Here is a 25,550-nt window from a genome sequence, read left to right on the forward strand (position 1 = left end):
AATGCAAGATTCTACTTTTAAACCCCCAAATCAACCTCCAAAGATTCCAGAACTTCTCTCTCCTGCGGGGAATCTTAAAAAACTCAAAATCGCTTTAGAATATGGAGCAGACGCTGTTTATGGCGGCGTGAGCCATTTTTCCTTGCGGAATCGTTCGGGAAAGGAGTTTGACTTTGAATCTTTCCGCGAGGGAGTAGAATACACGCACGCACGAGGTAAAAAGATTTATGTAACAATTAATGGATTTCCCTTTAATTCGCAATTAAAGTTATTGGAATCGCATATTCAAAAAATGGCTTCTTTAAAGCCCGATGGCTTCATCGTTGCAACTCCCGGAGTAGTGAAATTATCTCATCAAATTGCGCCAGAGATTCCGATTCATCTTTCTACACAAGCGAATGTTTTAAATGTGTTAGATGCGGAAGTGTTTTATGAATTGGGAGTGAAGCGCATTGTCGCCGCAAGGGAATTAAGCCTAAAAGACGCAATAGAGATTAAAAAAGCCCTGCCTGATTTGGAGTTAGAAATTTTCATACACGGCTCTATGTGCTTCGCATTTTCAGGACGCTGTTTGATTTCGGCTTTGCAAAATGGTCGTGTGCCAAATCGTGGGAGTTGTGCGAATGATTGTCGGTTTGATTATGAATATTATGTGCGCAATGAAAAAACTGATGAGTTGGTGCGATTTAGCGGCAAGGAGATTTATGCGCGGAATCCTGACAATGGAATTACTTTGCGGTTAGAGGAAGAAGAGGGCGTAGGGACGCATATTTTTAATGCAAAAGATTTGAATTTAGTTGCCCATATTCCGATGATTTTAGAAAGCGGTGTGATAGATTCGCTTAAAATTGAAGGACGCACGAAGTCAAGTTATTATGCGGGCATTACAACACTAGCTTATCGGCGCGCTTTGGAGGATTACGCGCAGGGTGATTTTGTGGAATCACGCTATAAAGAGGAGCTAGAAACATTAAAGAATCGCGGCTTTAGCGAGGGTTATTTGATTCATCGTCCTTTTGAGCGACTCAATACACAAAATCATTGGAGTGCAATCAGCGAGGGAAGCTATCAAGTCAATGCGGAGGTGAGCGAAGAGGGCAAGAGTGCGCTTTGTCGGCATACGATTCGCCCCAACGAACCTAAGGAAATCGTAAGTGCGCATTGGGATTCCATTCAGAATGGCAAAAATGAGATAGGAGAGATTTTTGAAGAGAATGGCAAAAAATACTTGCGTCTTTTTAAGATTCTGCTAGTTAATGGCAAGGAATTAGAATCTATCCATAGCGGCAATGAAAATGCCTTTATTCTACCCTTTACGCTTCCACCTTTTAGCTTTTTGCGTCAAAGGATTTAGAATCTCGCCTTTGAGATTCTATTAAAAAATTCCTGTATGCTAAATTGTTGCACCGATAATTGGCTTTTAGCAACGAGCCCTAGAGTTTGACGATTTTTGCGCCAAAGCCTCCCGCTTTGGGCGGAGCGTCTGTGAAATCCACCACTTTTGGGTGGGATTTGAGAAAATCCCTCACGACTACCGAGAGTCTGCCTGTGCCAATTCCGTGATAAATCAAAACTTCATCAAAGCCGGCAATGAGACTATTGGAGATAAACTCCTCTAGTTTTTCTATTGCTTCATCGGCTCTTAATCCGTGCAAATCAAGCACAACATTTGTATTTGGGGGGGCTTGAACTTGAATTTTGGTTTGTGGAGGCTTGGGTGCATTGCCATAGGGTTTAATCTCTCTTTTGGAAACTTCCAGCTTGATTCCGTCCTCTAGCTCAATGCGCGCTTTGTCCTTGTGCAAGCTCAAAATAGTTCCGCGATGATGACGATATTTGATGGATTCGCCGACTCTAAAGGTTTGCATTGCTTGTGTGGGTTGCGATTCTTTGGAGTTTGTAGCTTTGGCTGCATTTAAAAGCTTGTTTGCAAAGCTGATTTGGCGGTGGATTGTTTGTGGAGATTGCTCTTTAATTGCCGCTTTGGCAGCGTTGATTGCTTCTGTATAAGAGGATTCTAATTCCTTTTGACGCTTTAAAAAAGCTTGCTCTAAGGCTTCTTCTTTGTCTTTTAGGTGGATAATTTTTTGCTCTAAGGTTGTGGTTTTTTGCTCGGCTTTTGCGATTTCGCTTTGTAGCTTCATCTCCAGCCTAGAGGAATTTTCAATCAGTGCATTGAGTTTTTCTTTGTCCTCACCATAGAGAATCTTTGCTTCATTCACAAGTGATTTTGGGATTCCATAACGCAAGGCAGTTTCAAAGGCATAAGATTTGCCAATCGTTCCGCTTAGGAAGCTAAAGGTGGGCATTTCGCGCTTTTCGTCAAAGAGCGCCGCAAGGAGTTGCACGCGAGAATCCCCAGCCATAAGAGCTGCGAGCCTTTTGTGGTGTGTCGTGATGATGATTTTGTTTCCTTTTTGCATAAGGTTTTCTAGCAGCACTTTAAAGAGGCTTGCTGCCTCATCACTATCCGTGCCGAGTTCTATTTCATCTACACCGATTAATCCCTCTTTTTCTCTAAGGATTTGGCTAAATTGCAGCATTCTGCCACCAAAGGTTGAAATATCGTTTTTGCTATTTTGTGGGTCTTCTAAGATAAGGTTTAAGGTTTTAAAATTGCCAATGCTAGATTTGTGTGCATTGATAGGAAGTGGGATTAAATATTTTGCCAAAAAAGCCGCGCTTAAAATGGATTTTAAAAGCATTGTTTTCCCGCCCGCATTGACGCCTGTTATCATCAAGATTTGTTCTTTAAATTCCAAGCTTACAGATTTGGGATTCTTTAAAGCAGGGTGGCGAAATTCATTCAAAATAATCGTTGAATCCGACTTGGGTGCTAAAAATTCCAAACTCTTAGCGCGCGCAAAATGCAATCTTGCTTGATAGTTATCAAAGCGGTCAAACTCTTTGTTGATGAAGTTTAAAAACAAAAGATGTTTGGTCAGCAGACTAGAGATTTCGCGACAGAGATAGAAAATCTGCTCTTCTTTTTTGTTGTTTAGTTCATTGTGTATGTCTTTGAGGTGAGCGATACTTTGAGGGAGAACATAGAAAAACCCAGAGGAGGAGCGATGGAGAATCTGTCCTTTTAAAATATGGTGGAATCCCGCCTTTAAAAGCAAGCATTCCTCCTCGTTAATCAAATGGATTTGCCTATCTACAAGGTAGGGACTTAGTTTATTTTGATTCAGGATTTGGTTTAGGGTTTGCGAAGTTTCTCTTTTAATGCGTTCAATCGCCGCATTGATAGAATCCAATTCTAAATAAATCCCTTCTTTTAAATTGCCATTTTCCAAAAAGGACTTAGAAACCTCCAAAAGAGAATCAGGAATAAGGATTTGACCGAACCATTCACCCAAGATTCCCTCACATTTGAGACTTTTTAGGTAGTTAAAATAGCGGATAATTTTCACAAATTCAAAAATCTCTTCTAGCTTTAAAAAACCAAATTTCTTTAGAAGTGCAAGTTGCGATTCTAGGTTTTGGACGGGCTTTGGGGGCGCAAAATGCAGTGTTTCTAAGGCTTGAATATAGCGCAAGTGGATTTTGTTATCTCCTTGCAAAAATAATTCTTTTGGGCGCGACAAAAAACCCTCAAAGCTTTTTAGAAAACCCTCCAAGTCTAGTTGTTTAATGAGATTCTGCATTTTTAAGCTTACAAGATTTAAGCGGAATCGTTTTGCGGTGGTAATTGCTATTTTCTTTCCCCATAAGCGTTAAAGTGCCGCTAATGAAGTTAAAAGTTGTGCTATTGGTTTCAATATTTTGCGCACCCACTTGACAAACAAGATTTTTGCCTTGTAAAAAAAGTTGTGCTAACTCATTGATTTTATTTTCTTTTTGGTCTTGAAAAAAGGTAAAGATTCCAATGCCCGCTGCAATTAATAAAAAGAAAACTCCAATGTATATGCGCGTTTTGCGGGTAATAAGATGAAACTTAGAAAGAATCTGTGCTAGAAATGCCAAAAGTGTAAGAAAGATAATAAAAAGAATCCAAAAACGCATTAGATTCCACCTCTAAGTGCGTAAGTAAGATTTCCTGCGTTGAAGCCTACAAGGATTCCATTATCTAGGCATTCTAGGGTTTGATTGTCTTTGAGGAGCAAAAGCGTATCTCCCTTGCGCACAATAGAATCCACAAAGAGGGGTTGATATTTCGCAAAAAGTGTTGAAAAATCAATAGGAATCGCAGGCTCTCCTACCGCATAAACAGGCAAGATGACGAGTTTATCCACCCCTGCAAAACAATCCACAAAGCCTTGTAGATTGTCCGCAATGCGCGAATATTTATGGGGTTGCCAAATCGCAGTGAGAGGCTGAATGTGAGTGAGCTCTTGGTATTTTTGCAAGGCTTTAATGGTGGCGGTAATTTCCGTTGGGTGGTGTGCATAATCATCAATAATTACGCACGGGCTGTGCGTGAGAATATCAAATCGTTTTTTGATTCCACAATAATTTTGAATATTTTTTGAAATTTCTTCAAGTGGCAGAATTTGTGCAGCGGCTAAAACCGCCAAAGACGCGTCAATCGCGATATGTTCTCCCAATCCATACACACTAAACTCACCATAATCTTTGCCTTCGCATACAAGGTGGAATCGTGTTTTTGGGATTCCATTTTCTACAAAGTAAGAAATGGAGCGCAAATCCTTGCTTGGATAAAACCGAATACAAGGATTACCCAAATCCTCCAAAGAGCCCAAAAAGGAATCCTCTGCGTTCAAAATACAGAGTTTGGAAAGCTTTAGAAAATCCTTATAGGCTTTGTGGAATTGTCCTAAGTCGTGCGCGTAAGTTTCCATATGTTCTGGCTCTGCATTGGTAACAATCGCACAAAAAGGGTTGCATTCTAAGAAGCTTTTGTCTGATTCGTCTGCCTCAAAGATGACGCGATGACTTTTTAAAGCGCGCGTATTGGAGTGAAACTCCTTGCTCTCTGCACCAATGAGTGCGCTCGCGTCTTTTAAAATCGCGCTTAAAATCGCTGTTGTTGTGCTTTTGCCGTGTGCTCCCGCGACAGCAAAAACTTCTTTGTCGCCCAAAATCATTTTTAACGATTCCTTGCGAGAAAGCACCGGGATTCCTTGTTTGTGTGCTTCTTGCACCTCTATGTTTTCAGACTTGATGATTGCCGAGTGAATCACTAAATCTTGCCCGCAAATTGCGTCTTTTGTATGAGGAATGCTGACTTTAATTCCGATTTGCTTTAGCTCTTTGGTTACGCAACCCTCTGTGATGTCTGAACCGCTGACTTCTGCGCCTTGCGCACGCAAAAACTTTGCAAGTGCAGAGATTCCAATCCCACCAATTCCAATAAAATGGATTTTTTTACCATTTAGAGCCACTTTTGCAACCTTAAAAGCGCATCTTTGAGGATAGATTCTTCATAAACTAACGCAAGACGCACGAAATTCTCCCCAGGATTGTGTCCCTTATTGTCTTTCCTCGAGAGGAAGCTACCCGGCAAAACTAAGATATTTTCTTTTGTTAGGAGATTTTTTGTCCATTCTAAATCATCTTGCACAGGCAGCCATACATAAAATGTCTCGCTTGGAACGCGAAGATTTGGGATTTTAGCCCCTAAAATTTCTTTGGCTAGTTGTAGGTTTTTGACGTATTGCGCACGCGAAGACTCTGTGTGAGAATCCTCGCTCCAAGCAAACGCAGCAGCGTATTGCAAAGGGAGCGGCGAAGCGCAACCTACATAAGTGCGGTATTGTAAATAGGGTTTTAAAATATTAGAATCTCCCGCAATAAATCCGCTTCTTAAGCCCGGAGCGGAGGAGCGTTTGGAGATAGAATTGAGTGCAAGGACATTTTTAAATCTTTTGTTGCCGACTTCTAGGCAGGCTTGCAAAATAGAAGCGGGCTTGGAAATGCTATAAATCTCACTATAACATTCGTCATTTAAAAGCAAAAAATCATATTCTAACGCATATTCTACCCATTGTTTTAGTTCCTCAAGGCTTAAGGTCGCTCCTGTGGGGTTGTTGGGAGAATTTAAAATCACTAAATCGCAATCTTGCATTTGTTCTTTTGTAAGGCTAGGTTTGAAGCTATTTTGTGGAGTGAGATTCATATAAATGCTTTTTGCTTTTGAGGCAATCGCTGCGCCCTCATAAATCTGATAAAAAGGATTGGGGTGTGCTAGGATAGGATTCTTTTTGTCAAAGAGATAAAATTGTGGGAAGTTGAAAAGCACCTCGCGTGTGCCAAAAGTCGGGATTAGTTCCTCGGGGTTTAAGGTTACATTGAAGCGACGCGCAAGAAAGTTTAGCATAGAATCCTTAAGAAATCCCTCGCCTGCAGTTTTTGGGTATTTGTTGAGAAATTCTACCTTTTGGCACAAGGTTTCACAAATGTTTTTGGGTGTGTCAAATTGTGGCTCACCAATCGTTAAAGAAATGCGTTCGCCACTTGTTTGGATTCCGCAAATGAGCGAATTTAACTTTTCAAAAGGATAAGGCTGAAACTCCATTGTCATTTCCTGCTTTGACTTTTGGCATTTTTGGATTTGAAGTTTGGATTTGAAGTTTTGCGCGTATTGCGGTGATTTTTACTTTGGGATTTTTTTGGGCTTTCTTTATGAAATTCTTGAAAGTTCCAATCGTCTTCTTTGGAGGATTTTTGGAATCTTGGACGCTCTTTAGAGCCGTTTTTGTTTCTATTCTTTCTGTCGCTTTTCTCATTGTTTCTGCTATTTGTAGGCTTTTTGCGTCCTCCATTTTCAAGTTGCATTTGCAGATTCTTTAAGTCTTTTTTATCTAAACCAATTTTGTTTGGTCCTAGCACTTTAGAATCTTGCAAAACCATAGAAAGAAGCTTACAGACGAGTTGCGTAATATCTGTGTGGGAGCGGATTTGCTCATAAATTCGTAAAGCATCGTCGCTAATTGTGTGTTTTAGGATTTTGTCTAGCAAATTAGAATCTTGTTTGTCCATTGTGTCTTGAATGCTTGGAATCTCATAGAGTTCAATACTTGCTTTGGTGTTTTCTTTGATTCTTCGGATTTCTTTAAACTCTAAAGGCGTGGCAAGCGTGATAGCAATACCTTTTTTGCCTGCTCTGCCTGTGCGTCCAATCCGATGCACATAGGATTCTGGATTTAAGGGAATATGGAAATTAAAAACATGGCTTACCCCGCTAATGTCCAAACCACGAGCGGCAATGTCGGTTGCTACAAGGATATTGATGCTAGAATCTTTAAAGGCATTTATGGATTTTACTCTCTCTCTTTGCTCCATATCTCCGTGCAATGCTCCTGCCTTATAGCCACGAGAGAGCAAGCGTTCGGATAAGATGTCTGCTTCTTTTTTCATTCGTGTAAAAATAATTGCTTTGCTTGGTATTTCGCTATCAATTAAGCGCACAATTGCGTCTTCGCGTTCGCTTTCATTGATGATGTAGTATCTTTGGGAAATATCCTGATTTGTAGCATCTTCTGGTGTAACCTTGATAAGTTTTGGATTGTTGAGAATCTTTTGTGCTAAATGCTTAATTGGCGTAGGCATAGTGGCAGAGAATAGCAGGGTTTGACGCGCATTAGAAAGATAGGTAAAAATTTCCTCTATATCGTCTAAGAATCCCATATCTAACATTTCATCTGATTCGTCTAGCACGACAACACTAGGGAAGAAATTTTTAAGTCGTTCGTTGCGTAAATGGTCTAGCAATCGTCCTGGTGTTGCGATGATGATTTGCGGTCGCTTTTCTAACAACTCAAGTTGTCGGCGAATGGGCTGCCCGCCAAAAAGGGAGACAGTGCGAACTTTACTATATTTACCTAGTTTAAAGATTTCATCTCCTACTTGCATTGCAAGTTCTCGTGTAGGTGTAACGATTAAAACTTCAATTTCACCATTGTGCTTTAGATTATTGATGAGAGGCAACCCAAAAGCTGCCGTTTTGCCTGTGCCTGTTTGTGCTTGCGCAATAACATCTAAGCCGTCCAAAATAATTGGAATCGCCTCTTGTTGAATCGGGCTAGGTTCGCTAAAACCAGCCTCTTGAATGCCTCTTAAAATGTTTTTTTTAAATCCAAAGGATTCAAATCCGCAGGTATTGTCCCAACTATTTTCTAAGCAGGGATTCTGTGTTAGAAGTGCTTTTTTAGCAGGAGATTTTTGTTGTTTTGTTGTTTTGTCCATTGCATTACTTTTGTTAAATTAATTTGTGATTATAGCATAAACCCGCAATTTCACCCTAAAAGCCAAAACGATTGGTTGAAACATTTTTTGAAAAGATTTCAAAAGGCGTTTGGGCATTGGCTTTAAAGGCTTTTGCTTCTTGGATAAGCCCTTCTGGGCTTTCCCAAATATGCGCACTATCAATATAGATTTTTTCAAAAGTAATCTCATTAATCAGCGAAAAATAAAGTGTGCGTTTATAGGCGACTTTGACAGAATATAGTTCATTTTGAAGTAGAATCTTGAGCTTTAAGTTGGTGGATTCTTGTTCATCAGTGGTTACGATGAGAAAATGTTTTCGGTGTTTTTTTCTAATTTTATCTACATAATGATAAAGGAGCGTGTCAAGCTCGTTTAGTCGGTCTTTGTTTAAATGCTCCAAATATTGTTCAATAAAATAAATCATTGTAGGTACGCGGTCATTGTTGGCATTTTTAAAAAAGTTTTTTTGTAACGCCACGGATTTCAAAACTTTGTGGTAAATTTTGTCATTTAAAAGCGTGATACAAATATCTAAGCCACTTTTGATTTTTTTATAAATTCTTTCATAGGTTTTTTCATAAAGGCTTGTAAAGATTTTGAGATAATGTTCCTCAAAATGTTTTTTTATTTGCAAGAGATACTTGCAAAGATTGCTGTTGTAGCTTTCCATTTCTATCATTTTTTTAAGCTCTAGTTGCACTTTTTGCAATTTTTGCTGATTTTTTTCCAAATCCACTTTTGCTTGGATTCTGCGCTCTAGCAAAAGAATATCACTTTTAAAGGCATTGATTCTCTTTTGGCAGAGATTGCTTGTGTCTTTTGCATTGTTGATTGCGACAATGAGGGCTTGGTAATGGCATTGTTGAGACAAAAAATGGTCTTTGAAAACATTTTCAACATTGACTTTTTGATAACGCGTAAAATCAGAATAGGCGGATTCTAAACGCGTCATAATGCCAATTTCTTCAATAAAATCGTCTTTTGGAATCGTTTTGTCGCTATAAAGTAAATTGTCCAATGTTTTGGCGCTAAAACGTTTGAGATGTGTGTAATCGTATAAATACTTGTTTTTTGGCAAATATAAATCATTTAAAAATGCAATAGCAGAAAACTCTTGATAGAAGTATCTTTTGAGCGATTCTATTGGCTTGATGTCAAGAGCAATTTCTTTGATTTTTTGATAATTTGTTTCTTTGTAAATCTTTTGAACGATTGCGTCGCGCTTATTGCTTAAGAGTGTTTCTAGTTGTTCGTCTGTCTCGTGATGCCAAAATTCTGATTCAGAAATCATAGAATTGCCACTGAAATCTTGAAATTTGGAGGCTTTGCAATCCGTAATTTGTCCTGCTTCATTACAACGAAATTCTACAAACATATCTACGGCTGGAATTACCTTTTTATCGTGCCAAGTCTCTTTGGTAAATTCAAAAAGCTTTCTTGATAGATTAATCACCGCCCCTTTGCCATTGCTACTTAAATAACGAACGATTTTTCCGTGCATTACTAGCCTTTGGATTCTGTATTTTGAGATTCTAAATGCATTTGAGTATAGGTCTCTTGCATTTGTGTTTTGAGTGCTTCAAACCATTGCGTATCCTGTGGTGTGAAAGCGGGAAGATATTGGAGGGTAAAAGTTGTATTTGGAAACTTTAATGTCCCAATATCAAGGCATTTGCGTGTGCCACAAACCACGATAGGCTGAACTTTGAGATTGAAATGCTCCACCAAAAGTTTTGCTCCATTCTTAAAGGGTAGGAGCTTTTCCTTGCCCTTGCTTCGTGTGCCTTCTGGAAAAATACACAAAGTGCGCCCTTGCTCTAATCTATCCTTTGCTTCTTTGAGTAAAAATACAATTTCCCTTTTGCTTTCGCGATTGATTAGAATCATTTTGGGAGCTTTTAGTGCGTGTCCATATAAAAAGGGCTTACCGAGCTCCTTTTTGGCAATCCAACAAAGATTATTGGGGTGGATTGCTTCTAGGTAAATCACATCCATAAAGCTTTGATGATTGATAAGAAGAATTTGCGCGCTTGGGTCTAATTCACCTTTAATCTCTGCGCGCACTCCAAAAAGGATAATGAAAGCTTTGGCAGTGATTTGTCGTATTTTGCGTTGAATGTTTTTGAAAAGATACATCAAAAGAATCGCAAAAGGAATCGCAAACAATATGTAAAAGATTGCGCTAAGAGCTCTAATTTTGGATATCATTGCGTTTTACCCACCCAATACTATCGTCTTGTAAGATGACTTTATAATAATGACTTCGTTGCCCTAGAATCTCAACTTCCATAGGCTCTTGTGTCGTAAGAATAATCGTAGAGTTGAAAGTTGGCTGGATTCTAAGAGGAACATTTGCTTTAAGTGTGGCGGAGGTTTTAAGCGTCAAGAGATAAAGCAAGATTCCAAGTGCGATGACACCAAGCAATATAAAAATTCTTTTTCTTTTATAAAGATACAAACCAAAAAATACAATGATGAGGAATACCATTGCGGCGATTTTGAAGAATTGATAGTTATTCTTGGGTCTAATATCGCTTTGTGTGCTAACCCTATCTTCAATGGCAATGTTTTCTACTTGCAATTCTGTGTATTTGGAGGTTGTTGTATTGAAATAATCAAAGCGAATCGTATTTAAGTCTTTTGGCACAATCGCATAATAAAAGGCAACTGCCTGCTTATAATCCCCGCTTTTGCTTTCAATGCCTTGTTGTGTGTAGGCTTCCAAATGGAAGTCAAATAAATTCCCCATTAGGCTTTGAAGCTGAAATACAGCAAGATTGTGGTTTGTATCATAGTTTGTAATTTTTGTGTCTAAAATCTTTAAATCTTGTGCAAGCACTTGAGAAAAACTCCCTTTGCGTTCTAGTTTAATCGCTTTGCCACTAAGGCTTTGTGTGCGCTCGTTTGCTTCCCCCTCGCTAGTATTGACGCTTACTTTAATTTCTGGAATCGTGTAGTTTGGCTGTTTGATTTTGAGATAAAAGGTGTTTCTCAAGCTGGAATCCTCTGTATTAAGACTCCAATTTTCGCTTGGATTGAGAATCTCTACACTTGCTGTTTGGATATTGTTTTCAAACATAAATTCTGTTTTAATTGTGGAATAATCGGATAATACAAGCAGCTTTAATTCCAAAGGAATGATTTGATGGACATATAAAATATCCAAAGGAGGATTGAGCATTTCTAAATAAACATTTTTAGCAACAGGGCTTGTAGGGTAAGAATCCTCTGTTGCTTGTGGATTGAGGGATTCTACATTTTGCGATTCCAAAACTTCTTGTGGCTCTAAGGAATCTTGCGGGATAGAATCTTGTGGAGTAAGGAATGGATTGGTGTTAGAATGCCCATCAAGATTTGGGGTATTTGGGAGTGTTTCGGATTCTATCGGGGCAGGTTGGTCTTGCAGATTTTCCTCTAGGATTGCGTTGGGTAAGGTTTGTCTTGGTGCGTCAGAGGAAGTTTGCGACTTGGAAGTTTCTGCGGAGGTTTCGGGAGTGCTTTGTGGGAACATTCTTGTTTCACCACTTTCATTGAAGTTCTCTATCTCCATATTTTGTGCGATTCCATAGACGCACAAACCCAAAACAAATACTAATTGCGTGAAAATTCTCATAAAGCTTCTAAAAACCCTTCTAGCATTTTTAAGCCGATTTCTTGTCCTAGCAATTTTTCTATTGCGCGTTCAGGGTGAGGCATAAGCCCAAAAACATTTTTTTCTTTGTTGCAGATTCCTGCAATGCTGCACACCGAACCATTAGGATTACAGACATATTCTAACAAAATCTGATGATTGGCTTTAAGTTCTTTTAGTCCCGCTTCGTCAATGTAATAATTGCCATCTGCGTGTGCGATTGGAATCTTAATAGTCTCATTGGGCTGGAATTTGCTCAAAAAAACATTGTCATTGCAAACGACTTTCAAGTCAGAATCTTTAGAGATAAAATGCAAATTTTCATTATGTTTCATTGCTCCTGGTAGCAATCCGCTCTCAAGTAAAATTTGGAATCCATTACAGATTCCAAGCACATAACCGCCCCCTTTTGCAAAATCTATAACGGCTTTCATAATGGGAGAAAAACGTGCGATTGCCCCACTGCGCAAGTAGTCGCCATAGCTGAATCCTCCCGGAATCACGACAAGTTTTGTTCCTTGTGGTAAGGAGGTTTCTTTGTGCCATACGATTTGTGTAGGCGCATTTAAAAGCGAAAAGGCGTATTCCATATCGTATTCGCAGTTTGTTCCTAAGAATTGTAGAATCGCAACCATTGCTATATCTTTATTGTGTAGTTTTCAATCACCGTATTGGCAAGCAAAGTTTCGCACATAGATTCCACTTCTTTTTGGATATTTGTCTTATCTCCTGCAATTTCTAATGTAATCACTTTACCCACTTTGACATTTTCTACGCCTTGATAGCCCAAAGATTCTAATGCGTGATGTATGGCTTTGCCTTGTGGGTCTAATACACCTTCTTTTAGCCCTACGATGACTTCTACTTTCATAAATTCCCCTAACTCAAAATTCTTTTTAAAATCTCTTCATACGCCATTTTGACATTGCCTAAATCTTGTCTAAAGCGGTCTTTGTCTAATTTTTCTTTTGTATTTTTATCCCAAAATCTGCAAGAATCAGGCGTAATTTCATCGGCAAGCAGAATCGCACCCGTGCTATCTACTCCAAATTCTAGTTTAAAATCTACCAAAATAAGATTCTTTTTGTCAAAAAATTCTCTTAACACTTCATTAACTTTTCGCCCAATTTTGCGTAATTCATCTAATGCTTCTATGGATTGCACGCATTTTAAAATTAGCGCGTGTTCATCATTGATAAGAGGGTCGCCTAGTGCATCGTCTTTGTAATAAAACTCTACAAGCGTGAAAGGGAGAGATTCTCCCTCCTTAATCCCTAGACGCTTACTTAAAGAGCCGGTGGCAACATTGCGCACAACCACTTCAATAGGAATAATCTGCACAAGTTTGCAAAGCATCAAATCCTCGCCTATGGTTTCTACATAATGCGTTTTGACGCCGTTTTTTTCTAGTAATTTAAAAATTTCAGTTGAGATTTTGCAATTTAGAATACCTTTGCCTTGCTCACTTCCCTTTTTTTCAGCATTAAAGGCGGTTAAATCGTCTTTGAATTGTGAGATAATCAATCCCGCATCCTCCGTTTTGTAGAGTTTTTTCCCTTTGCCCTCATACATCATTTCTTTTTGCACTACCTGCATTTTGACTCCTTTATAGAACTTTAAAGATTTTCAACACATCAATTGCACTTTTGAGTTGAATATCTTGCAATACTTGTTGGTGTGTAATAGAATTTTTAGCGTCTTTTGCTTTTTTGTCTTTGCTAGATTCTACTTTTGCTAATTCTCCCTCTAAATGCTTCTGCAAATCCGCTTCTTTAATGCTAAAGCCAATATTTTCATCAGGCACGATTCCAGGAGCTACTTCAATATCTGGTGTTACACCTACTGCTTGAATCGTGCGTCCGCTTGGCAAATAATAGCGCGCAATCGTGAGGCGCAAGGCTTCCTTTTTCTCTGTGGGGAGAATCACTTGCACGCTTCCCTTGCCAAATGTTCCCTCTCCTACCAATACCCCGCGTTTATTGTCTTGAATCGCTCCTGCGACAATCTCACTCGCGCTCGCGCTTCCATTATTGACCAATACCACAAGAGGAGTGGTCGCATAAGGCGTGCGATTGCTTGCATTATAGACGATGTTTTCGTCTTTGATTCTACCTTTTTGAGATACGATAATGCCCTTTTTGATAAACAAATCACTTAATTCCACCGCTTGATTGAGCAATCCTCCCGGATTGTTGCGCAAATCTAGCACGATTCCATCAATCGTTTTGAATTTTTTTAATTCTTCTTCTACGCGTTTGCTGACATTTTTGTCAAAGGAAGTTACGCGCAAATAAACATAATTACTTTCCTCAATCCCTTTTGCATAAACAGATTCTACTTTGATATTATCGCGCACAATGTTAAAAATCAAGGGTTTTGGCTCGTTTTTGCGCACAATAGTGAGCTGCACTTTTGTATTTGGTTTGCCGCGCATTCTATTAACTGCGTCATCAATGCTCATATTTAATGTGCTCTCCTCATTGATTTTTAGGATAATATCTCCGCTTTTCAAACCCGCTTTATCTCCCGGTGTGCCTTCAATAGGAGCAATGATAGTTAGCGCATTATCACGCAAGCCAATCGTGATTCCGATTCCACCAAATTGTCCATCAGTTTGGATTTTTAAATCCTCAAATTTCTTTTCGTCCAAATAGGCAGAATGTGCATCAAGGTTTGAAAGAAGCCCATCAATCGCTTTATCTACGATTTCATTAAGGCTTAATTCATCTACATAATATTTTTCTACCGTGCCAATGACTTTACGCAATTTATTATAAGCATCTAGTCGTGATTCGTCTTCTGCAAATGCTACATTTTGAAAACCTATTGCAAGGAACAAACTTACAAGCAGTGCATAAAAAATTCTTTTAAATTCAAATTGTTTCATAAAGCAACCTAAAATAAAGTTTAAATGTGCGATTTTAGCGCATTCTCATTAAAACTAAAATAAAAATGTTAGATTTTGTTCTTGCGAGATACTTGCAAAGATAATGGGAAAAATAGCAAGTCAGCTTGGGATTTGTCCTTGCATTCGTGGAGGTTGTAGCAATCTATAATTTAAAGATTCCACATTATAAATTGTTTTCTAGCTGTGCTTCCTCGCAAAGGCGCAAATTAGCTTTTGTTACGCAGGTGAATATAAAGTTGCAAAACTTCCAAGCTCGCTGGTGTTACGCCGCTGATTTCGCTTGCTTCAAAAAGGCTTTTGGGATTAAATTTTTTCAGTTTTTCAATCACTTCCAAACTCAAGCCCGGAATCCCATCAAAAACGAAACCTTGAGGAATCGTTATACTTAACATTTTATCCATATTGTTGATGAGGTTTTGTTGCTTTTGGATATAACTTGCATATTTTGCCTCTACCAAAATCTCCTCTAGCGCGCGTGGAGAGAATCGCGCAAAGGGTGCTTCTATAATTTCTTGGATTCTAAGTAGCTTGTGTAAATCAAAGCTGCGGCGGCTTACAATCGTGCCAAAGGTTGTCTTATCGCTAATTCTCTCTTCTCCGATAGAATCCAAGAATCGCAACATTTCTAAAGTGGGTGTAATAGGGGTGTTGTTCAGCCATTGTAATCCCTCTTGAATGTCGGCTTTATCTTGCATTAGTTGCGCGAAATCTTGGGATTCCATTAAGCCTAGTGCATAGGCTAGTTCCCCAAGCCTAAATATCGCGTTTCCCTCCCGCAAAAGCAGGCGATATTCCGCGCGGGAACTAAACATACGATAGGGTTCTTTTGTGCCTTTGGTAACCAAATCATCTATCATAACGCCAATATAAGCCTCATTGCGTTTTAGGGTAATCTCCTCTTTGCCTTGCGCACTTAAAGCCGCATTGATTCCAGCAAAAATACCTTGTGCGCCCGCTTCCTCGTATCCTGTTGTTCCGTTGATTTGTCCTGCACAATAGAGATTCTTAAGTTTTTTTGTCTCCAATGTGTGCCTTAATTCTGTTGGATTGACATAGTCGTATTCAATCGCATAGCCATAGCGCACAATTTCCGCATTTTCTAAGCCCTCAATGCTGTGAATCATTGCCTCTTGAACATCAAAAGGTAGCGAGCTTGTTAAGCCATTGATATAATATTCGTTCGCCTCTAGCGTTTGGGGTTCTAAGAAAAGCTGATGACGTTCTTTGTCGGAGAAACGATGGACTTTATCTTCAATGCTTGGGCAGTAGCGCGGACCTATGCCTTCAATTTGTCCTGTAAATAGGGGTGCACGATGAAAGTTTGCACGAATGATTGCGTGGGTGTTAGCATTTGTATAAGTTACATAGCAAGGAAGTTGCGTAGGATTAAACTCATTTCCTGCAAGCTCTTTTTGCGTTTTGTGGCTAAAGAATGGTGTGGGTGTGTCGCCATAATGTTTTTCTAGGATTTCAAAGCGAATGCTACTTGCCTTGATTCTCGCGCAAGTTCCTGTTTTGAGCCTCCCGACTTCAAGTCCAAGTGAGCGTAAATCCTCTCCTAATGCACTTGCTGGAGGTTCGCCGGCTCTCCCATTACTAGAAGTGCTTTCGCCAATATGAATTTTGCCACGCAGAAAAGTCCCTGTTGTGAGAATGATTTTTTTAGCATAATAGGTTTTGCCAATGGAAGTTTTTAGCCCAATTACCGCATTTTTGTCGTCATTTAGCAAAAGGGATTCCACAATTTGCTGTGTTACTTCTAGGTTTTTGGTGTGGTAGCAGAGATTGCGCGCGATGATTTTATATCTGTCCATATCAATTTGCGCTCGTGTTCCACGAACTGCTGGACCTTTGGAAGCATTGAGTGTGCGGAATTGTATGCCACTTTTATCCGTAATATAACCCATCACGCCGCCAAGTGCGTCAATTTCTTTGACCAAATGTCCTTTGCCAAGTCCGCCAATAGCTGGATTGCAGCTTGCTGCACCAATTTGTTCTACTAACATAGTGATAAGTAAAGTTTTACAGCCCATTTTTGCTGCGACAATGGAAGCCTCAATTCCTGCGTGTCCTCCACCTACCACGATGACATCATAATTCATTTTTTGCCTTACAAAGTAAATTTTGCGCAATTATAGCCTAATAATAGCCTTTTATGATTCTTTAGTGTTGCAATATTGGCGTGGGATTTGTCCTTGCGGGATTTTGGAATCGTGGCAATCTATAATGTTGAATTGCTTTAAAGATTCCATTACAAAGGTTAAGTTTTGCAAGACTATGGATTGCTTCGCTATGCTCGCAAAGACGAGAGGAGAATCCTCGTAAGGACGCAGTGGTGAAGCACAAGCCGTGCAAGATTGTAGGATTGCTAGAGTTTGCAAACTTACAATTTTTCCTCCCAAAGATACGCACTCTTACAAATTGTTTCTAGCTGATTGAATTGGGGTTGCCATTTGGTTTTGGTTAAAATCTTGTGGTTATCACTTACAAGCACGCTAGGGTCTCCCTCGCGTCTCTTTGTGGATTCTACAACAAAATCCTTACCGCTTACTTCTTTGACGCAATCAATCACTTCTTTTACGCTAAAGCCTTTTCCATAGCCTACATTATAGATTTCAGAGGTTTGCGATTCTAGTAAAGATTGCAAGGCAAAGAAATGTGCGCTTGCCAAATCATCAATATGAATATAATCCCGAATGCAAGTGCCGTCCCTCGTCTCATAGTCACTTCCAAAAATCTGCATTTTTGCGCGTTTGTTTGTCGCACATTCGCAAGCTACTTTGATTAAGTGTGTCGCATTCTTTGTTCTCTGCCCCAAAGCACCTTGTTTGTCCATTAATGCGCCTGCAACATTGAAATAGCGCAGAATCACGCTTTTGAAATTCGGATTTGCAACTTCCAAAGCGTGCAAAATTTTCTCAATCATTAGCTTGGATTCTCCATAAGGATTGATAGGGCTTGGAATCGCGCTTTCTTGAATAGAAGAATGTTCCTTTGGCTCGCCATAGACTGCGGCAGTAGAGCTAAAGAGAAATCGGTTGGTAGCAAACTTTTGTGCAATTTGCAAAAGATTCGTTGTATTGGCAACATTGTTTTGAAAATATTTTAGCGGATTTTGCACAGATTCTTGCACAATGAGGCTTGCGGCAAAATGGATAATTGCGTCAAAGCAGTAGGATTTAAAGGCGTGTTCCAAAGCCATAGAATCGCCCAAATCTCCCTCTATAAATTCCACTCTTTGAGGAAAAGTTTGCATTAGAAATTCTACATTTTCTCTAAAACCACTGCTTAGATTATCAAAAATAACAATCCTACAATCACTATTTTTCAAAAAATAATATGCTGTATGTGAGCCAATATAGCCAGCTGCACCGGTAAAAAAATAAATTTGCATTGATGAACCTTAAATAAAAATAACCTTTAGATTCTATCATCAAGTTGCTAAAAATTTGATTCATTTACTATTTCTTTACATATTTTATGCCACAATAAAAAATCATTTTAGGAGCGAACAATGTGTGGAATTATCGGTTATATTGGCAATGATGAAAAAAAATCTATTTTATTAAACGGCTTGAAAGAATTAGAATATCGTGGCTACGATTCCGCTGGAATCTCTGTGTTGAGTGAGGGCGAGTTAAGTACATTTAAGTCGGTAGGCAAGTTGATAAATTTAGAACGCAAATGCGAGGGATTCCATTCTAGCGGATTTGGTTTAGGAATCGGGCATACGCGTTGGGCAACACACGGCAAGCCAACAGAAGTGAATGCGCACCCGCATTTTGGTAAGTTTAGCAATGTTGTGCATAATGGAATCATTGAAAATTATCAGAGCATTAAGGAATCCCTACAACAGCAAGGTAGAAGCTTCATCTCACAGACAGACACCGAAGTGATTGTGCATTTGTTTGAATCGCATTTGGAAAATCTCAAAAATCCATTTGAGGCTTTTAAGCGCACAATTTCCGAGTTAAAAGGTGCTTATGCGATTCTATTAATTACGCAAAAATCGCCTGATACGATTTATTATGCCAAAAATGGTTCGCCTCTCATTATCGGCAGAGGAAGGGATAGCAAGGGCGCAGAGGCAATTTATTTTGCTTCATCAGACGCTCCCTTGATTGGACTTGCAGAGGAGGTTTGCTACCTAGAAGATGGAGCGGTAGGGGCAATAGAATCCGGGACATTTCACACGCTTCCTAATCCCAAAGCTTTGAGCGGAGATAAACTCTCAGCGCAAAAAGACGGCTTTACTTTCTTTATGGAAAAAGAGATTTACGAGCAACACAAGGTTTTATTGGAAACGATGATGGGGCGCGTGAGCGAGGATAATTTTAGCTTGGAGGAATTAAACGCGCTAGATTTAAGCCGTGTGGATTCTATCACGCTTTGTGCTTGTGGCACGAGTTATCACGCGGCGATTGCGGGAAGTTACTTGATTGAACGCATTGCGAGGCTTAAGGTGAAAGTGGAAATTGCGAGTGAGTTTCGCTATCGGAATCCTATTTTGCGAGCGAACGAGTTGTTTGTCGTGATTTCTCAAAGCGGAGAGACTGCGGACACTTTGGAGGCTTTAAAATTGGCAAAAAGCAATGGGCTAAAAACGCTTGGAATCTGCAATGTGGATAATAGCTCTATCGTGCGCGAAAGTGATTTTAGCCTGCTGACGCGTGCGGGGATTGAAAAAGGTGTGGCGAGCACAAAGGCTTTTGCAACGCAGGTAATGGTGCTGTGGATTTTGGCGAATTTTATCGCACAAAAATGCGGAATCCTAAGCAAGAAAGCAATCAAGCAAGAAATCAAGACAATGCTAGAGGCGGTGCGCGCAACAAAGGTGGATAAAAAGGCGCACGAACATATCAAGCGGCTTTCACGCAGATATTTGCACGGACACGGATTCTTTTTTATCGGGCGGGATATTTTCTATCCCCTTGCATTAGAGGGCGCGCTGAAATTAAAAGAGATTAGCTATCTACACGCGGAGGGCTATCCAAGCGGAGAGATGAAGCACGGACCGATTGCCTTAGCGGATTTGGGGCTATTTTGTGTCGCACTAATGCCACAGAATCTTTTGTATGACAAAATCAAAAGCAATGTGGAGGAGCTAAGTGCGCGCGACGCGATGATTTGTGCTCTAAGCGCAGAATATTATGAGGGTTGCGATGATTGGATTGCGATTCCGAAATATTCGCATTATATGGTAGAATTTTTTGCAATGATGGTGGTTTTGCAGATTTTTGCGCTAGAAGTTGCGGTGAGATTGGGCAATGATGTGGATATGCCAAGAAATTTGGCAAAAAGTGTAACGGTGGAGTAAAGAATTTCACAATGACAAGGTAGCAAATTTTCTGTTATTGCGAGGACTGCAACACTGAAGCAATCCATAAACCAAAATCGTGCGTAAGCACCACCTTAATAAAAGCGTTGTCGGGGTGGGGGATTTTAAGCGGGAGGGAGCGACTTTGCAATTTAAGCCCCTCCCTTAAGAGAATGTATCTTTAAATTTTGTATTTCATTTACTATTTCATTAATAGAATCCTCTTTGTGCGGAATTATAGATTTGCGCTAAAGCGGGCAAACTGCTTTGCAGTGTGCGCCACGACTTGATAAATGAAGTCTCGCAATGACGACAAAAATCTTTGTGATTCTACCTTCGTTATTGTGAATTTTATTTGTGGAATCACGACGTAATATTTGCAAATCTATTATTTTGTGTAAAGTTTGGATTCCACAAGGGTAAGATTCTAACGAAGCTCTTGCGATGATAAAGAGGTAAAGTCGCTTAGTGTTATTGTTTTATGATTGCATAGTTTTTACAAGCTGTATCATTGCCCATATCACAAGCAATTCCAAAGTGTTCAAGAGCCTCATCTTTGTCTAATCGGCAACCTTGTCCTTTTAAATACATAATCCCTAACATAAAATACAAATGTGATTCTGCTATCTTGCTCTCTTTTGCTTGTTGGAAATGTTTAAACGCTTGAGAGTAGCTTTGTTCAATACCTTTGCCATAATAGTAGTTAGTGCCTATATTTAAACAACCATAGGCATCTTTCCCATCGCAAGCTAACTGAAAATATTTGTTTGCCTTTTTGATGTCCTTTTTTGTTTCTTTGCCATTGCTATGAGTTTTTTACACGATTCTTTATTGTGCGTTTTCGTGCAAGATAAAGCATTTTGTTTGAATGCTTTATACTCATTAATTGTTTGTCTATTGAGAAAGTCGCTAATTTGTTTAGTTAAATCATCGCTTTTTATCCAAAGCGCAATAGCTAATAAATACAAGAAAGCTAAAAATGTATTTTTTCATTGGTTGTCCTTTTGTGTTATTAAAGTGACATTGCATTAAATTTTAAATGTATTTTATATCAAATTCAATTTTTTGTTCATTTAGTGCGTTTGGGATTTGTGCTAATTCTGCTTTGTCCTTTACTTCAAAATACACTGCGATTCCGCAATCACTTGAAAATTCGCGTGGTGTTGGCACGAGCTTGACATAGATTTGTAAATCCTTTAGAATCGCCTCACTCTCAAACGCACTTGAAGTCGTGAATACAAGAATGTAGCCCTTTATCATCACACGCGCCTTGTGGCAATGTCGCGTAATGCGTCTATCGTGGATTCTATTTCCGTGCTTGTGTTAAAAACGCCCGGACTTAGGCGAATCGTGCCTCCGCGCTCAAAGCTCCCAAGGCTTTTGTGACTTGAGGGCGAGCAGTGCAATCCCACGCGCACGCAGATTCCAAACTCTCTATCTAGGATTTCTCCTACTTTGGAAAGAGTATGGTTTTGCACATCAATGGACAATGTTCCGCTGCTTTGCCCTTGTGTGTAGTAGATTTTAATATTTGGGATTCCACTTAGCCCACTAAGGAGCTGTTCGCGTAAGCACAATTCGTGCTTATGGATATTTTTTACCTCCTTGTTTTTAATCCATTCTAACCCCGCTTGAAGCCCAGCGATTCCGTGCATATTGGGCGTGCCACTCTCAAACCTATCGGGTAAAAAAAGAGGTTGAATCTCTGCCTCACTCAAACTCCCCGTGCCACCAAAAATAAGCGGCTCTATCCTCTCTATTGCGAAGTCATCAGCCACAATAAGTGCGCCCACTCCCATAGGCGAAAGCAAGCCCTTGTGCGCACTTAAAGCAAGAAAATCCACTTGGCTCATTACTTCTTTCATTTCTATGCAGCCAACACTCTGCGCGCCATCAAGCAAAAAGGCGACATTTTGGGCTTTAGCTAACGCGCTTAAATCCTCTAGCGGAATCCTCGCCCCGCTGACATTATTAATATGCGCGCACGCTAGGAGTTTCGCTCCCTTTAGCATTGCTTCTGCACTTTTTAAATCCACCGCGTGCATAGGGCTGCACGGAATCTCACGCACTTCTAGGTTTAAATGCTCTTTTAGTGCATTGAGCGGTCGTTTAATTGCATTGTGCTCCATTTGTGTAACCACCACAATGTCTTTTTCTTTCAAAAAGCCTTGCAAAAGGGTATTAATCGCCATTGTTGCATTGAGAGTAAAAAGGACGCGTTTGCAGTCTTTCAAGCCTACGAGACTTGCTAGAGCCTTGCGCGTTTGGTAAAGGATTCTGCCTGATTCTATGGAGAGAGAATGTCCGCTGCGTCCAGCACTTGCGCCGATATTTTCCAAAAATCCACTCACTGCTTCTTTCACGCCCGGAGCTTTAGGAAAGGTAGTAGCGGCATTGTCTAGGTAGATACATTTTGAAATGTTTTGAGGTTGCATTAAGATTCCTTTCTTTGTTGTTTTAAGATTCTTGTATGCTAACAACGAGATTCTAAATTATAGATTGCTATTGGCTTGCAAGGACGACAAGCTAACTACCGCGTCATTGCGAGCTAAGCGAAGCAATCTATGATGTAGAATCTTGCCTTTAATTTTTTAAAGCTTCTATTGTTAAGATTGCTTTTTGCTAGACTATAAATTGCCACAGCCTCTAACGAGGCTTCGCAATGACGCATAGGTTTTAAGCTTTTTTTAATATAAACTCCAAATCCTCACCATTTTGCGATTCGCTTTCTACATTGTATCCGCTATTTTTAGCAAGACGGCGGATATTATCACTGCTTGCACCACAACTACAAAGCACTTTGATTTCGCTTTCGCCTCTATCCAAAAGAGGTTTGAGGTTTAGCACAGGTTCAGGGCAACTAAGCCCTCGCACATCAAGTTCTACCATTTTAACTCCTTTTTTCTCTTGCAAAAACTGCAACTAATAGACAAAAAATAAATCCCACTAGAACTGCCATAGGTGCATTTGCCCCGATTCCAGCAGGAGAGCTTGCAAGCCCGAAGTTGTGCGCAAATGCTGCACCCACAAGAAGCCCAAGCACAAAAACTGCAGCGTCGCCATCTCCCTCGCCGCTAAGGATAATTTGTCTGCCTGGGCAACCCCCCGCTAGAGTAAATGCGATTCCAGCTAGTGCCATACCAAGAAAATTCCAAAGCGTATCATTGTGCGCAATGGGTTGTCCGCTAAATCCGGGATTAAAGAATCCTAATGCAAGATTGGTAATAAATGCAGCAACGACTAATGCAATGACGCCTTGTAAAATGTGCGTGTCGCGCATTAGAATCGTATCACGTACCGCAGCAATCATACAAAAACGGCTTTTTTGGAAGATAATACCCAAAAACAATCCAGCAACGAGTGAAATAATAAGAGGTGCGTGCATAGAACCAGGACCCTTAGCAGAAAATTTAATCGGAGTATTTTCCCCTGTAAGTCCCCAAAAAAGAAGCCCGAGTAATCCTAAGGCAAAAAGTGGAAATACAAGCCCTACAATCTTGCTTGCAGGACGATTGCGTCCAAGTGAAAAGCCGCGTTTGAGGAAAAAGATTCCAATAAGGATTCCAAAAATTAACCCAAAAACACCCGCAATCGCAGTCCAATCCCCCGCACTAAGCCTTAACCACATTCTCCAAGGGCAACCCAAAAACACGAGTGCGCCAATCATCGCAAAGATTCCAAGTCCAAATCGCACAATCGGTGCGCTCCCGGCGCGTGGGCGAAATTCTCGGAATAAAAAAGAAGCAAGCAATGCACCCAAAATCAACCCAATCACTTCAGGGCGAATATATTGCACAATACCCGCTTGATGTAAGTTCAATGCCCCTGCAATATCGCGCGTAAAGCACGCCGCACACATACCCATATTGCCCGGATTCCCTAAATACACCAAAACAGGCGCGAGAATTCCAAGTGCAATACCCGCTAAAATAGGCCAAATTGCCAATCTCATAAAAACTCCTAAAATATAAATGACAGCTGTTAGAAAGTAGGTAAAGTAGAAGAGCTGTTTGCTTAATCCTTAAGCCAATTTTGAATTATAAAGAAATTTTACTTAAAATACAAATTTTTTAGATTCTAACCTTTTGTGGTTAAATGAGGTTAGCCATTGCCGCAAGGATTCCAAGCGGTGCAATAAAACGAATCACAAAATACCAACCCTTGAAAAAGATTCCGCTTAGTTTTCCTTCAAGCATAGCATAGACTTGTTCTTTTGGTAGAATCCAGCCCATATAAAGACACATAAAAACTCCTGCCAATGGGAGCATAAAAGAGCTAGTGAGATAAACAAACCAATCAAAAAGATTCTTGCCAAAGAAGGTTAAATCCGCCGAAAAGGCAGTAGTGTTGCTAAGTAGGGCAATGATACCCAAAGCATAAGCACTCAAAACGCTAATGAGATTCGCCTTGTGCCGCTTCATAGAAAAACGTTCAATCAAATAGCTATTGAGAGGCTCTAGCATAGAAACAGCAGAGGTAACTCCAGCAAAAATAAGGGAAACAAAGAATAAAAATGCAATGATTTGTCCTACCACACCCATATTGGCAAAAATAAGTGGCAAGGAGATAAAAACCAATCCAACGCCTTCTGTTGGCTCTGCTCCATAACCAAAAATAAAGGTAAAAATAACCAAGCCCGCCACAAGACAAAAGAAAAAGTTGAGCAAGGCAATGATAAGAGCAAAACGAACGAAATTTCCTTGTTTTGGCATAGAGTTAGAATAAACTAGAATCACTCCTACGCCCAACGAAAGAGAGAAAAAAGCTTGTCCAATCGCACGCACAATTACTTCTGCATTGATTTTTTCAAAGTTTGGGTGGAAGAGAAATTTGAAAGATTCTACAAAAGCATCTTGTACCATAGAATAAGCGAGCAATCCCAAAAAGATGAATAAAAGCAAAGGCATAAGAATGAGATTTAATTTTTCAATCCCTGCTTTTACGCCACGATTGAGGACATACGCACAAAGTGCTACTATCGCAAAATGCCACAACATTTGCCAGCCAATTTGATTGCTTATAAACCCCCCCCATAGATTTTGTGTGGTTTCTAAGGTTTTGGGCAATCCTATAACGCTTAAGAACATATAATGCACTAACCAACCCAAAACGACGACATAAAAGGCGAAAATCAAAACACCAGAAATTACCATAAAACCACCATATTTTAAAAATTTCAGATGTTTTGGGGCGAAATTTTCAAAGGTGCTGACACTATTTTGTCCGCTTGCCCTCCCAAAAAGCATTTCTACGATAAAAACACTGACTCCAAAAACTAAAAAAGCTAGCACAAACACAAGAACAAAGGCGAATCCCCCGTTTTGTCCTACCAAATAAGGAAACCCCCAGATTCCACCTAGTCCAATCGCACTACCCGCTGTGGATAATATATAGCCTGTTTTGGAAAATCTCGTCATCAAATCCCCTTTTAATCTTTAGATATATCTTAGCAGAATCAAACGCTAAAATAAAGGCTTTTTGAAAAATTAGTCAAGAGATTTCACTTTGATTTGCTTATTTGAGAG

The 25,550-nt window shown here is 39.8% G+C and carries 24 protein-coding genes and 1 pseudogene; 2 read left to right on the forward strand and 23 right to left on the reverse strand.

The genetic code is table 11. The features are described from left to right. The first annotated feature begins 1 nt into the window (after position 1). Positions 2 to 1,354 (forward strand): peptidase U32 family protein, encoded by a 1,353-nt coding sequence (locus K2N75_RS03570; protein ID WP_297679623.1) that lies wholly within the window; start codon positions 2 to 4, stop codon positions 1,352 to 1,354. Between the two features lie 79 nt (positions 1,355 to 1,433). On the opposite strand, the gene K2N75_RS03575 is transcribed toward K2N75_RS03570, so the two are convergent. From K2N75_RS03575 to galE, 15 genes are all read right to left on the reverse strand, one after another. Next, positions 1,434 to 3,647 (reverse strand): endonuclease MutS2, encoded by a 2,214-nt coding sequence (locus K2N75_RS03575; RefSeq protein ID WP_297679624.1) that lies wholly within the window; start codon positions 3,645 to 3,647, stop codon positions 1,434 to 1,436. After that, positions 3,631 to 4,005 carry a hypothetical protein gene (locus K2N75_RS03580; protein WP_297679625.1) on the reverse strand — a complete coding sequence of 125 codons (375 nt, stop codon included), beginning with the start codon at positions 4,003 to 4,005 and terminating at the stop codon, positions 3,631 to 3,633. The genes K2N75_RS03575 and K2N75_RS03580 overlap by 17 nt, the downstream gene beginning before the upstream one ends. Beyond that, on the reverse strand, positions 4,005 to 5,345 hold the full coding sequence (gene murC / locus K2N75_RS03585) for a UDP-N-acetylmuramate--L-alanine ligase (protein WP_297679626.1): 1,341 nt from the start codon (positions 5,343 to 5,345) through the stop codon (positions 4,005 to 4,007). The genes K2N75_RS03580 and murC overlap by 1 nt, the downstream gene beginning before the upstream one ends. Then, the gene (locus K2N75_RS03590) at positions 5,336 to 6,478 is read right to left on the reverse strand and encodes a succinyldiaminopimelate transaminase (RefSeq protein ID WP_297679654.1); all 1,143 of its coding nucleotides are present in this window, start codon (positions 6,476 to 6,478) and stop codon (positions 5,336 to 5,338) included. Before K2N75_RS03590 ends, murC begins: the two co-directional genes overlap by 10 nt. A 2-nt stretch (positions 6,479 to 6,480) precedes the next feature. Beyond that, positions 6,481 to 8,148, reverse strand: a complete 1,668-nt coding sequence (locus K2N75_RS03595; protein ID WP_297679627.1) for a DEAD/DEAH box helicase — start codon at positions 8,146 to 8,148, stop codon at positions 6,481 to 6,483. Positions 8,149 to 8,203: 55 nt separating this feature from the next. Then, positions 8,204 to 9,670, reverse strand: coding sequence for a hypothetical protein (locus K2N75_RS03600; RefSeq protein ID WP_297679628.1), 1,467 nt, complete (start codon positions 9,668 to 9,670; stop codon positions 8,204 to 8,206). Positions 9,671 to 9,672: 2 nt separating this feature from the next. Beyond that, positions 9,673 to 10,377 carry a lysophospholipid acyltransferase family protein gene (locus K2N75_RS03605; protein WP_297679629.1) on the reverse strand — a complete coding sequence of 235 codons (705 nt, stop codon included), beginning with the start codon at positions 10,375 to 10,377 and terminating at the stop codon, positions 9,673 to 9,675. Further along, positions 10,361 to 11,782 carry an SH3 domain-containing protein gene (locus K2N75_RS03610; RefSeq protein ID WP_297679630.1) on the reverse strand — a complete coding sequence of 474 codons (1,422 nt, stop codon included), beginning with the start codon at positions 11,780 to 11,782 and terminating at the stop codon, positions 10,361 to 10,363. The genes K2N75_RS03605 and K2N75_RS03610 overlap by 17 nt, the downstream gene beginning before the upstream one ends. Next, positions 11,779 to 12,435 carry a phosphoribosylformylglycinamidine synthase subunit PurQ gene (gene purQ / locus K2N75_RS03615; protein ID WP_297679631.1) on the reverse strand — a complete coding sequence of 219 codons (657 nt, stop codon included), beginning with the start codon at positions 12,433 to 12,435 and terminating at the stop codon, positions 11,779 to 11,781. Before purQ ends, K2N75_RS03610 begins: the two co-directional genes overlap by 4 nt. Before the next feature lie 2 nt (positions 12,436 to 12,437). Further along, positions 12,438 to 12,671, reverse strand: coding sequence for a phosphoribosylformylglycinamidine synthase subunit PurS (gene purS, locus K2N75_RS03620; protein ID WP_297679632.1), 234 nt, complete (start codon positions 12,669 to 12,671; stop codon positions 12,438 to 12,440). Between the two features lie 8 nt (positions 12,672 to 12,679). Beyond that, positions 12,680 to 13,396: a phosphoribosylaminoimidazolesuccinocarboxamide synthase gene (purC, locus tag K2N75_RS03625; protein ID WP_297679633.1), complete on the reverse strand. Its 717-nt coding sequence runs from the start codon at positions 13,394 to 13,396 to the stop codon at positions 12,680 to 12,682. Positions 13,397 to 13,406: 10 nt separating this feature from the next. Further along, a complete protein-coding gene (locus K2N75_RS03630) occupies positions 13,407 to 14,687 on the reverse strand; it encodes a S41 family peptidase (protein WP_297679634.1) in 1,281 nt (426 codons plus the stop codon). A gap of 227 nt (positions 14,688 to 14,914) precedes the next feature. Continuing rightward, entirely contained in the window at positions 14,915 to 16,810 is a 1,896-nt protein-coding gene (gene mnmG / locus K2N75_RS03635; RefSeq protein ID WP_297679635.1) for a tRNA uridine-5-carboxymethylaminomethyl(34) synthesis enzyme MnmG, read from the reverse strand. A gap of 51 nt (positions 16,811 to 16,861) precedes the next feature. Further along, entirely contained in the window at positions 16,862 to 17,089 is a 228-nt protein-coding gene (locus K2N75_RS03640) for a hypothetical protein (RefSeq protein ID WP_297679636.1), read from the reverse strand. 2 nt (positions 17,090 to 17,091) lie between these two features. Continuing rightward, positions 17,092 to 18,102, reverse strand: a complete 1,011-nt coding sequence (gene galE / locus K2N75_RS03645; RefSeq protein WP_297679637.1) for a UDP-glucose 4-epimerase GalE — start codon at positions 18,100 to 18,102, stop codon at positions 17,092 to 17,094. A 120-nt stretch (positions 18,103 to 18,222) separates the two neighbouring features. On the opposite strand from galE, the gene glmS reads away from it, so the two are divergent. After that, positions 18,223 to 20,025 (forward strand): glutamine--fructose-6-phosphate transaminase (isomerizing), encoded by a 1,803-nt coding sequence (gene glmS / locus K2N75_RS03650; RefSeq protein ID WP_297679638.1) that lies wholly within the window; start codon positions 18,223 to 18,225, stop codon positions 20,023 to 20,025. 248 nt (positions 20,026 to 20,273) lie between these two features. Here glmS and K2N75_RS03655 read toward each other — a convergent pair whose 3' ends face one another. The 8 genes and pseudogenes from K2N75_RS03655 to K2N75_RS03685 all read right to left on the reverse strand — a co-directional run bounded on the left by K2N75_RS03655 (position 20,274) and on the right by K2N75_RS03685 (position 25,442). Next, positions 20,274 to 20,408 carry a hypothetical protein gene (locus K2N75_RS03655; RefSeq protein WP_297679639.1) on the reverse strand — a complete coding sequence of 45 codons (135 nt, stop codon included), beginning with the start codon at positions 20,406 to 20,408 and terminating at the stop codon, positions 20,274 to 20,276. An 88-nt stretch (positions 20,409 to 20,496) separates the two neighbouring features. Continuing rightward, entirely contained in the window at positions 20,497 to 20,628 is a 132-nt protein-coding gene (locus K2N75_RS03660) for a hypothetical protein (protein ID WP_297679655.1), read from the reverse strand. 42 nt (positions 20,629 to 20,670) lie between these two features. Further along, positions 20,671 to 20,826: pseudogene (locus K2N75_RS09185) on the reverse strand (sel1 repeat family protein); the annotation flags it as partial. Positions 20,827 to 21,060: 234 nt separating this feature from the next. Continuing rightward, a complete protein-coding gene (locus K2N75_RS03665; protein WP_297679640.1) occupies positions 21,061 to 21,285 on the reverse strand; it encodes a DUF3343 domain-containing protein in 225 nt (74 codons plus the stop codon). After that, entirely contained in the window at positions 21,285 to 22,460 is a 1,176-nt protein-coding gene (locus tag K2N75_RS03670; RefSeq protein ID WP_297679641.1) for an aminotransferase class V-fold PLP-dependent enzyme, read from the reverse strand. Before K2N75_RS03670 ends, K2N75_RS03665 begins: the two co-directional genes overlap by 1 nt. Before the next feature lie 241 nt (positions 22,461 to 22,701). Continuing rightward, positions 22,702 to 22,914: a sulfurtransferase TusA family protein gene (locus tag K2N75_RS03675; RefSeq protein ID WP_115551970.1), complete on the reverse strand. Its 213-nt coding sequence runs from the start codon at positions 22,912 to 22,914 to the stop codon at positions 22,702 to 22,704. Position 22,915: 1 nt separating this feature from the next. Further along, positions 22,916 to 23,977, reverse strand: coding sequence for a YedE family putative selenium transporter (yedE, locus tag K2N75_RS03680; RefSeq protein ID WP_297679642.1), 1,062 nt, complete (start codon positions 23,975 to 23,977; stop codon positions 22,916 to 22,918). 139 nt (positions 23,978 to 24,116) lie between these two features. Continuing rightward, complete coding sequence (locus K2N75_RS03685; RefSeq protein WP_297679643.1) at positions 24,117 to 25,442, reverse strand: sodium-dependent transporter; 1,326 nt, start codon at positions 25,440 to 25,442, stop codon at positions 24,117 to 24,119. Between the last annotated feature and the right edge of the window lie 108 nt (positions 25,443 to 25,550).

Origin of the sequence: Helicobacter sp. (assembly GCF_029067145.1) — a bacterium.
GTDB lineage: Bacteria > Campylobacterota > Campylobacteria > Campylobacterales > Helicobacteraceae > Helicobacter_D.

Bases quoted from the DNA above. Each gene is read 5' to 3' on its own strand.
- K2N75_RS03570 (WP_297679623.1), top strand. From the start codon at position 2: ATGCAAGATTCTACTTTTAAACCCCCAAATCAACCTCCAAAGATTCCA.
- K2N75_RS03575 (WP_297679624.1), bottom strand. From the start codon at position 3,647: ATGCAGAATCTCATTAAACAACTAGACTTGGAGGGTTTTCTAAAAAGC.
- K2N75_RS03580 (WP_297679625.1), bottom strand. From the start codon at position 4,005: ATGCGTTTTTGGATTCTTTTTATTATCTTTCTTACACTTTTGGCATTT.
- K2N75_RS03590 (WP_297679654.1), bottom strand. From the start codon at position 6,478: ATGGAGTTTCAGCCTTATCCTTTTGAAAAGTTAAATTCGCTCATTTGC.
- K2N75_RS03595 (WP_297679627.1), bottom strand. From the start codon at position 8,148: ATGGACAAAACAACAAAACAACAAAAATCTCCTGCTAAAAAAGCACTT.
- K2N75_RS03600 (WP_297679628.1), bottom strand. From the start codon at position 9,670: ATGCACGGAAAAATCGTTCGTTATTTAAGTAGCAATGGCAAAGGGGCG.
- K2N75_RS03605 (WP_297679629.1), bottom strand. From the start codon at position 10,377: ATGATATCCAAAATTAGAGCTCTTAGCGCAATCTTTTACATATTGTTT.
- K2N75_RS03610 (WP_297679630.1), bottom strand. From the start codon at position 11,782: ATGAGAATTTTCACGCAATTAGTATTTGTTTTGGGTTTGTGCGTCTAT.
- purQ (WP_297679631.1), bottom strand. From the start codon at position 12,435: ATGGTTGCGATTCTACAATTCTTAGGAACAAACTGCGAATACGATATG.
- purS (WP_297679632.1), bottom strand. From the start codon at position 12,671: ATGAAAGTAGAAGTCATCGTAGGGCTAAAAGAAGGTGTATTAGACCCA.
- purC (WP_297679633.1), bottom strand. From the start codon at position 13,396: ATGCAGGTAGTGCAAAAAGAAATGATGTATGAGGGCAAAGGGAAAAAA.
- K2N75_RS03630 (WP_297679634.1), bottom strand. From the start codon at position 14,687: ATGAAACAATTTGAATTTAAAAGAATTTTTTATGCACTGCTTGTAAGT.
- mnmG (WP_297679635.1), bottom strand. From the start codon at position 16,810: ATGAATTATGATGTCATCGTGGTAGGTGGAGGACACGCAGGAATTGAG.
- galE (WP_297679637.1), bottom strand. From the start codon at position 18,102: ATGCAAATTTATTTTTTTACCGGTGCAGCTGGCTATATTGGCTCACAT.
- glmS (WP_297679638.1), top strand. From the start codon at position 18,223: ATGTGTGGAATTATCGGTTATATTGGCAATGATGAAAAAAAATCTATT.
- K2N75_RS03660 (WP_297679655.1), bottom strand. From the start codon at position 20,628: ATGTTAGGGATTATGTATTTAAAAGGACAAGGTTGCCGATTAGACAAA.
- K2N75_RS03665 (WP_297679640.1), bottom strand. From the start codon at position 21,285: ATGATAAAGGGCTACATTCTTGTATTCACGACTTCAAGTGCGTTTGAG.
- K2N75_RS03670 (WP_297679641.1), bottom strand. From the start codon at position 22,460: ATGCAACCTCAAAACATTTCAAAATGTATCTACCTAGACAATGCCGCT.
- K2N75_RS03675 (WP_115551970.1), bottom strand. From the start codon at position 22,914: ATGGTAGAACTTGATGTGCGAGGGCTTAGTTGCCCTGAACCTGTGCTA.
- yedE (WP_297679642.1), bottom strand. From the start codon at position 23,977: ATGAGATTGGCAATTTGGCCTATTTTAGCGGGTATTGCACTTGGAATT.
- K2N75_RS03685 (WP_297679643.1), bottom strand. From the start codon at position 25,442: ATGACGAGATTTTCCAAAACAGGCTATATATTATCCACAGCGGGTAGT.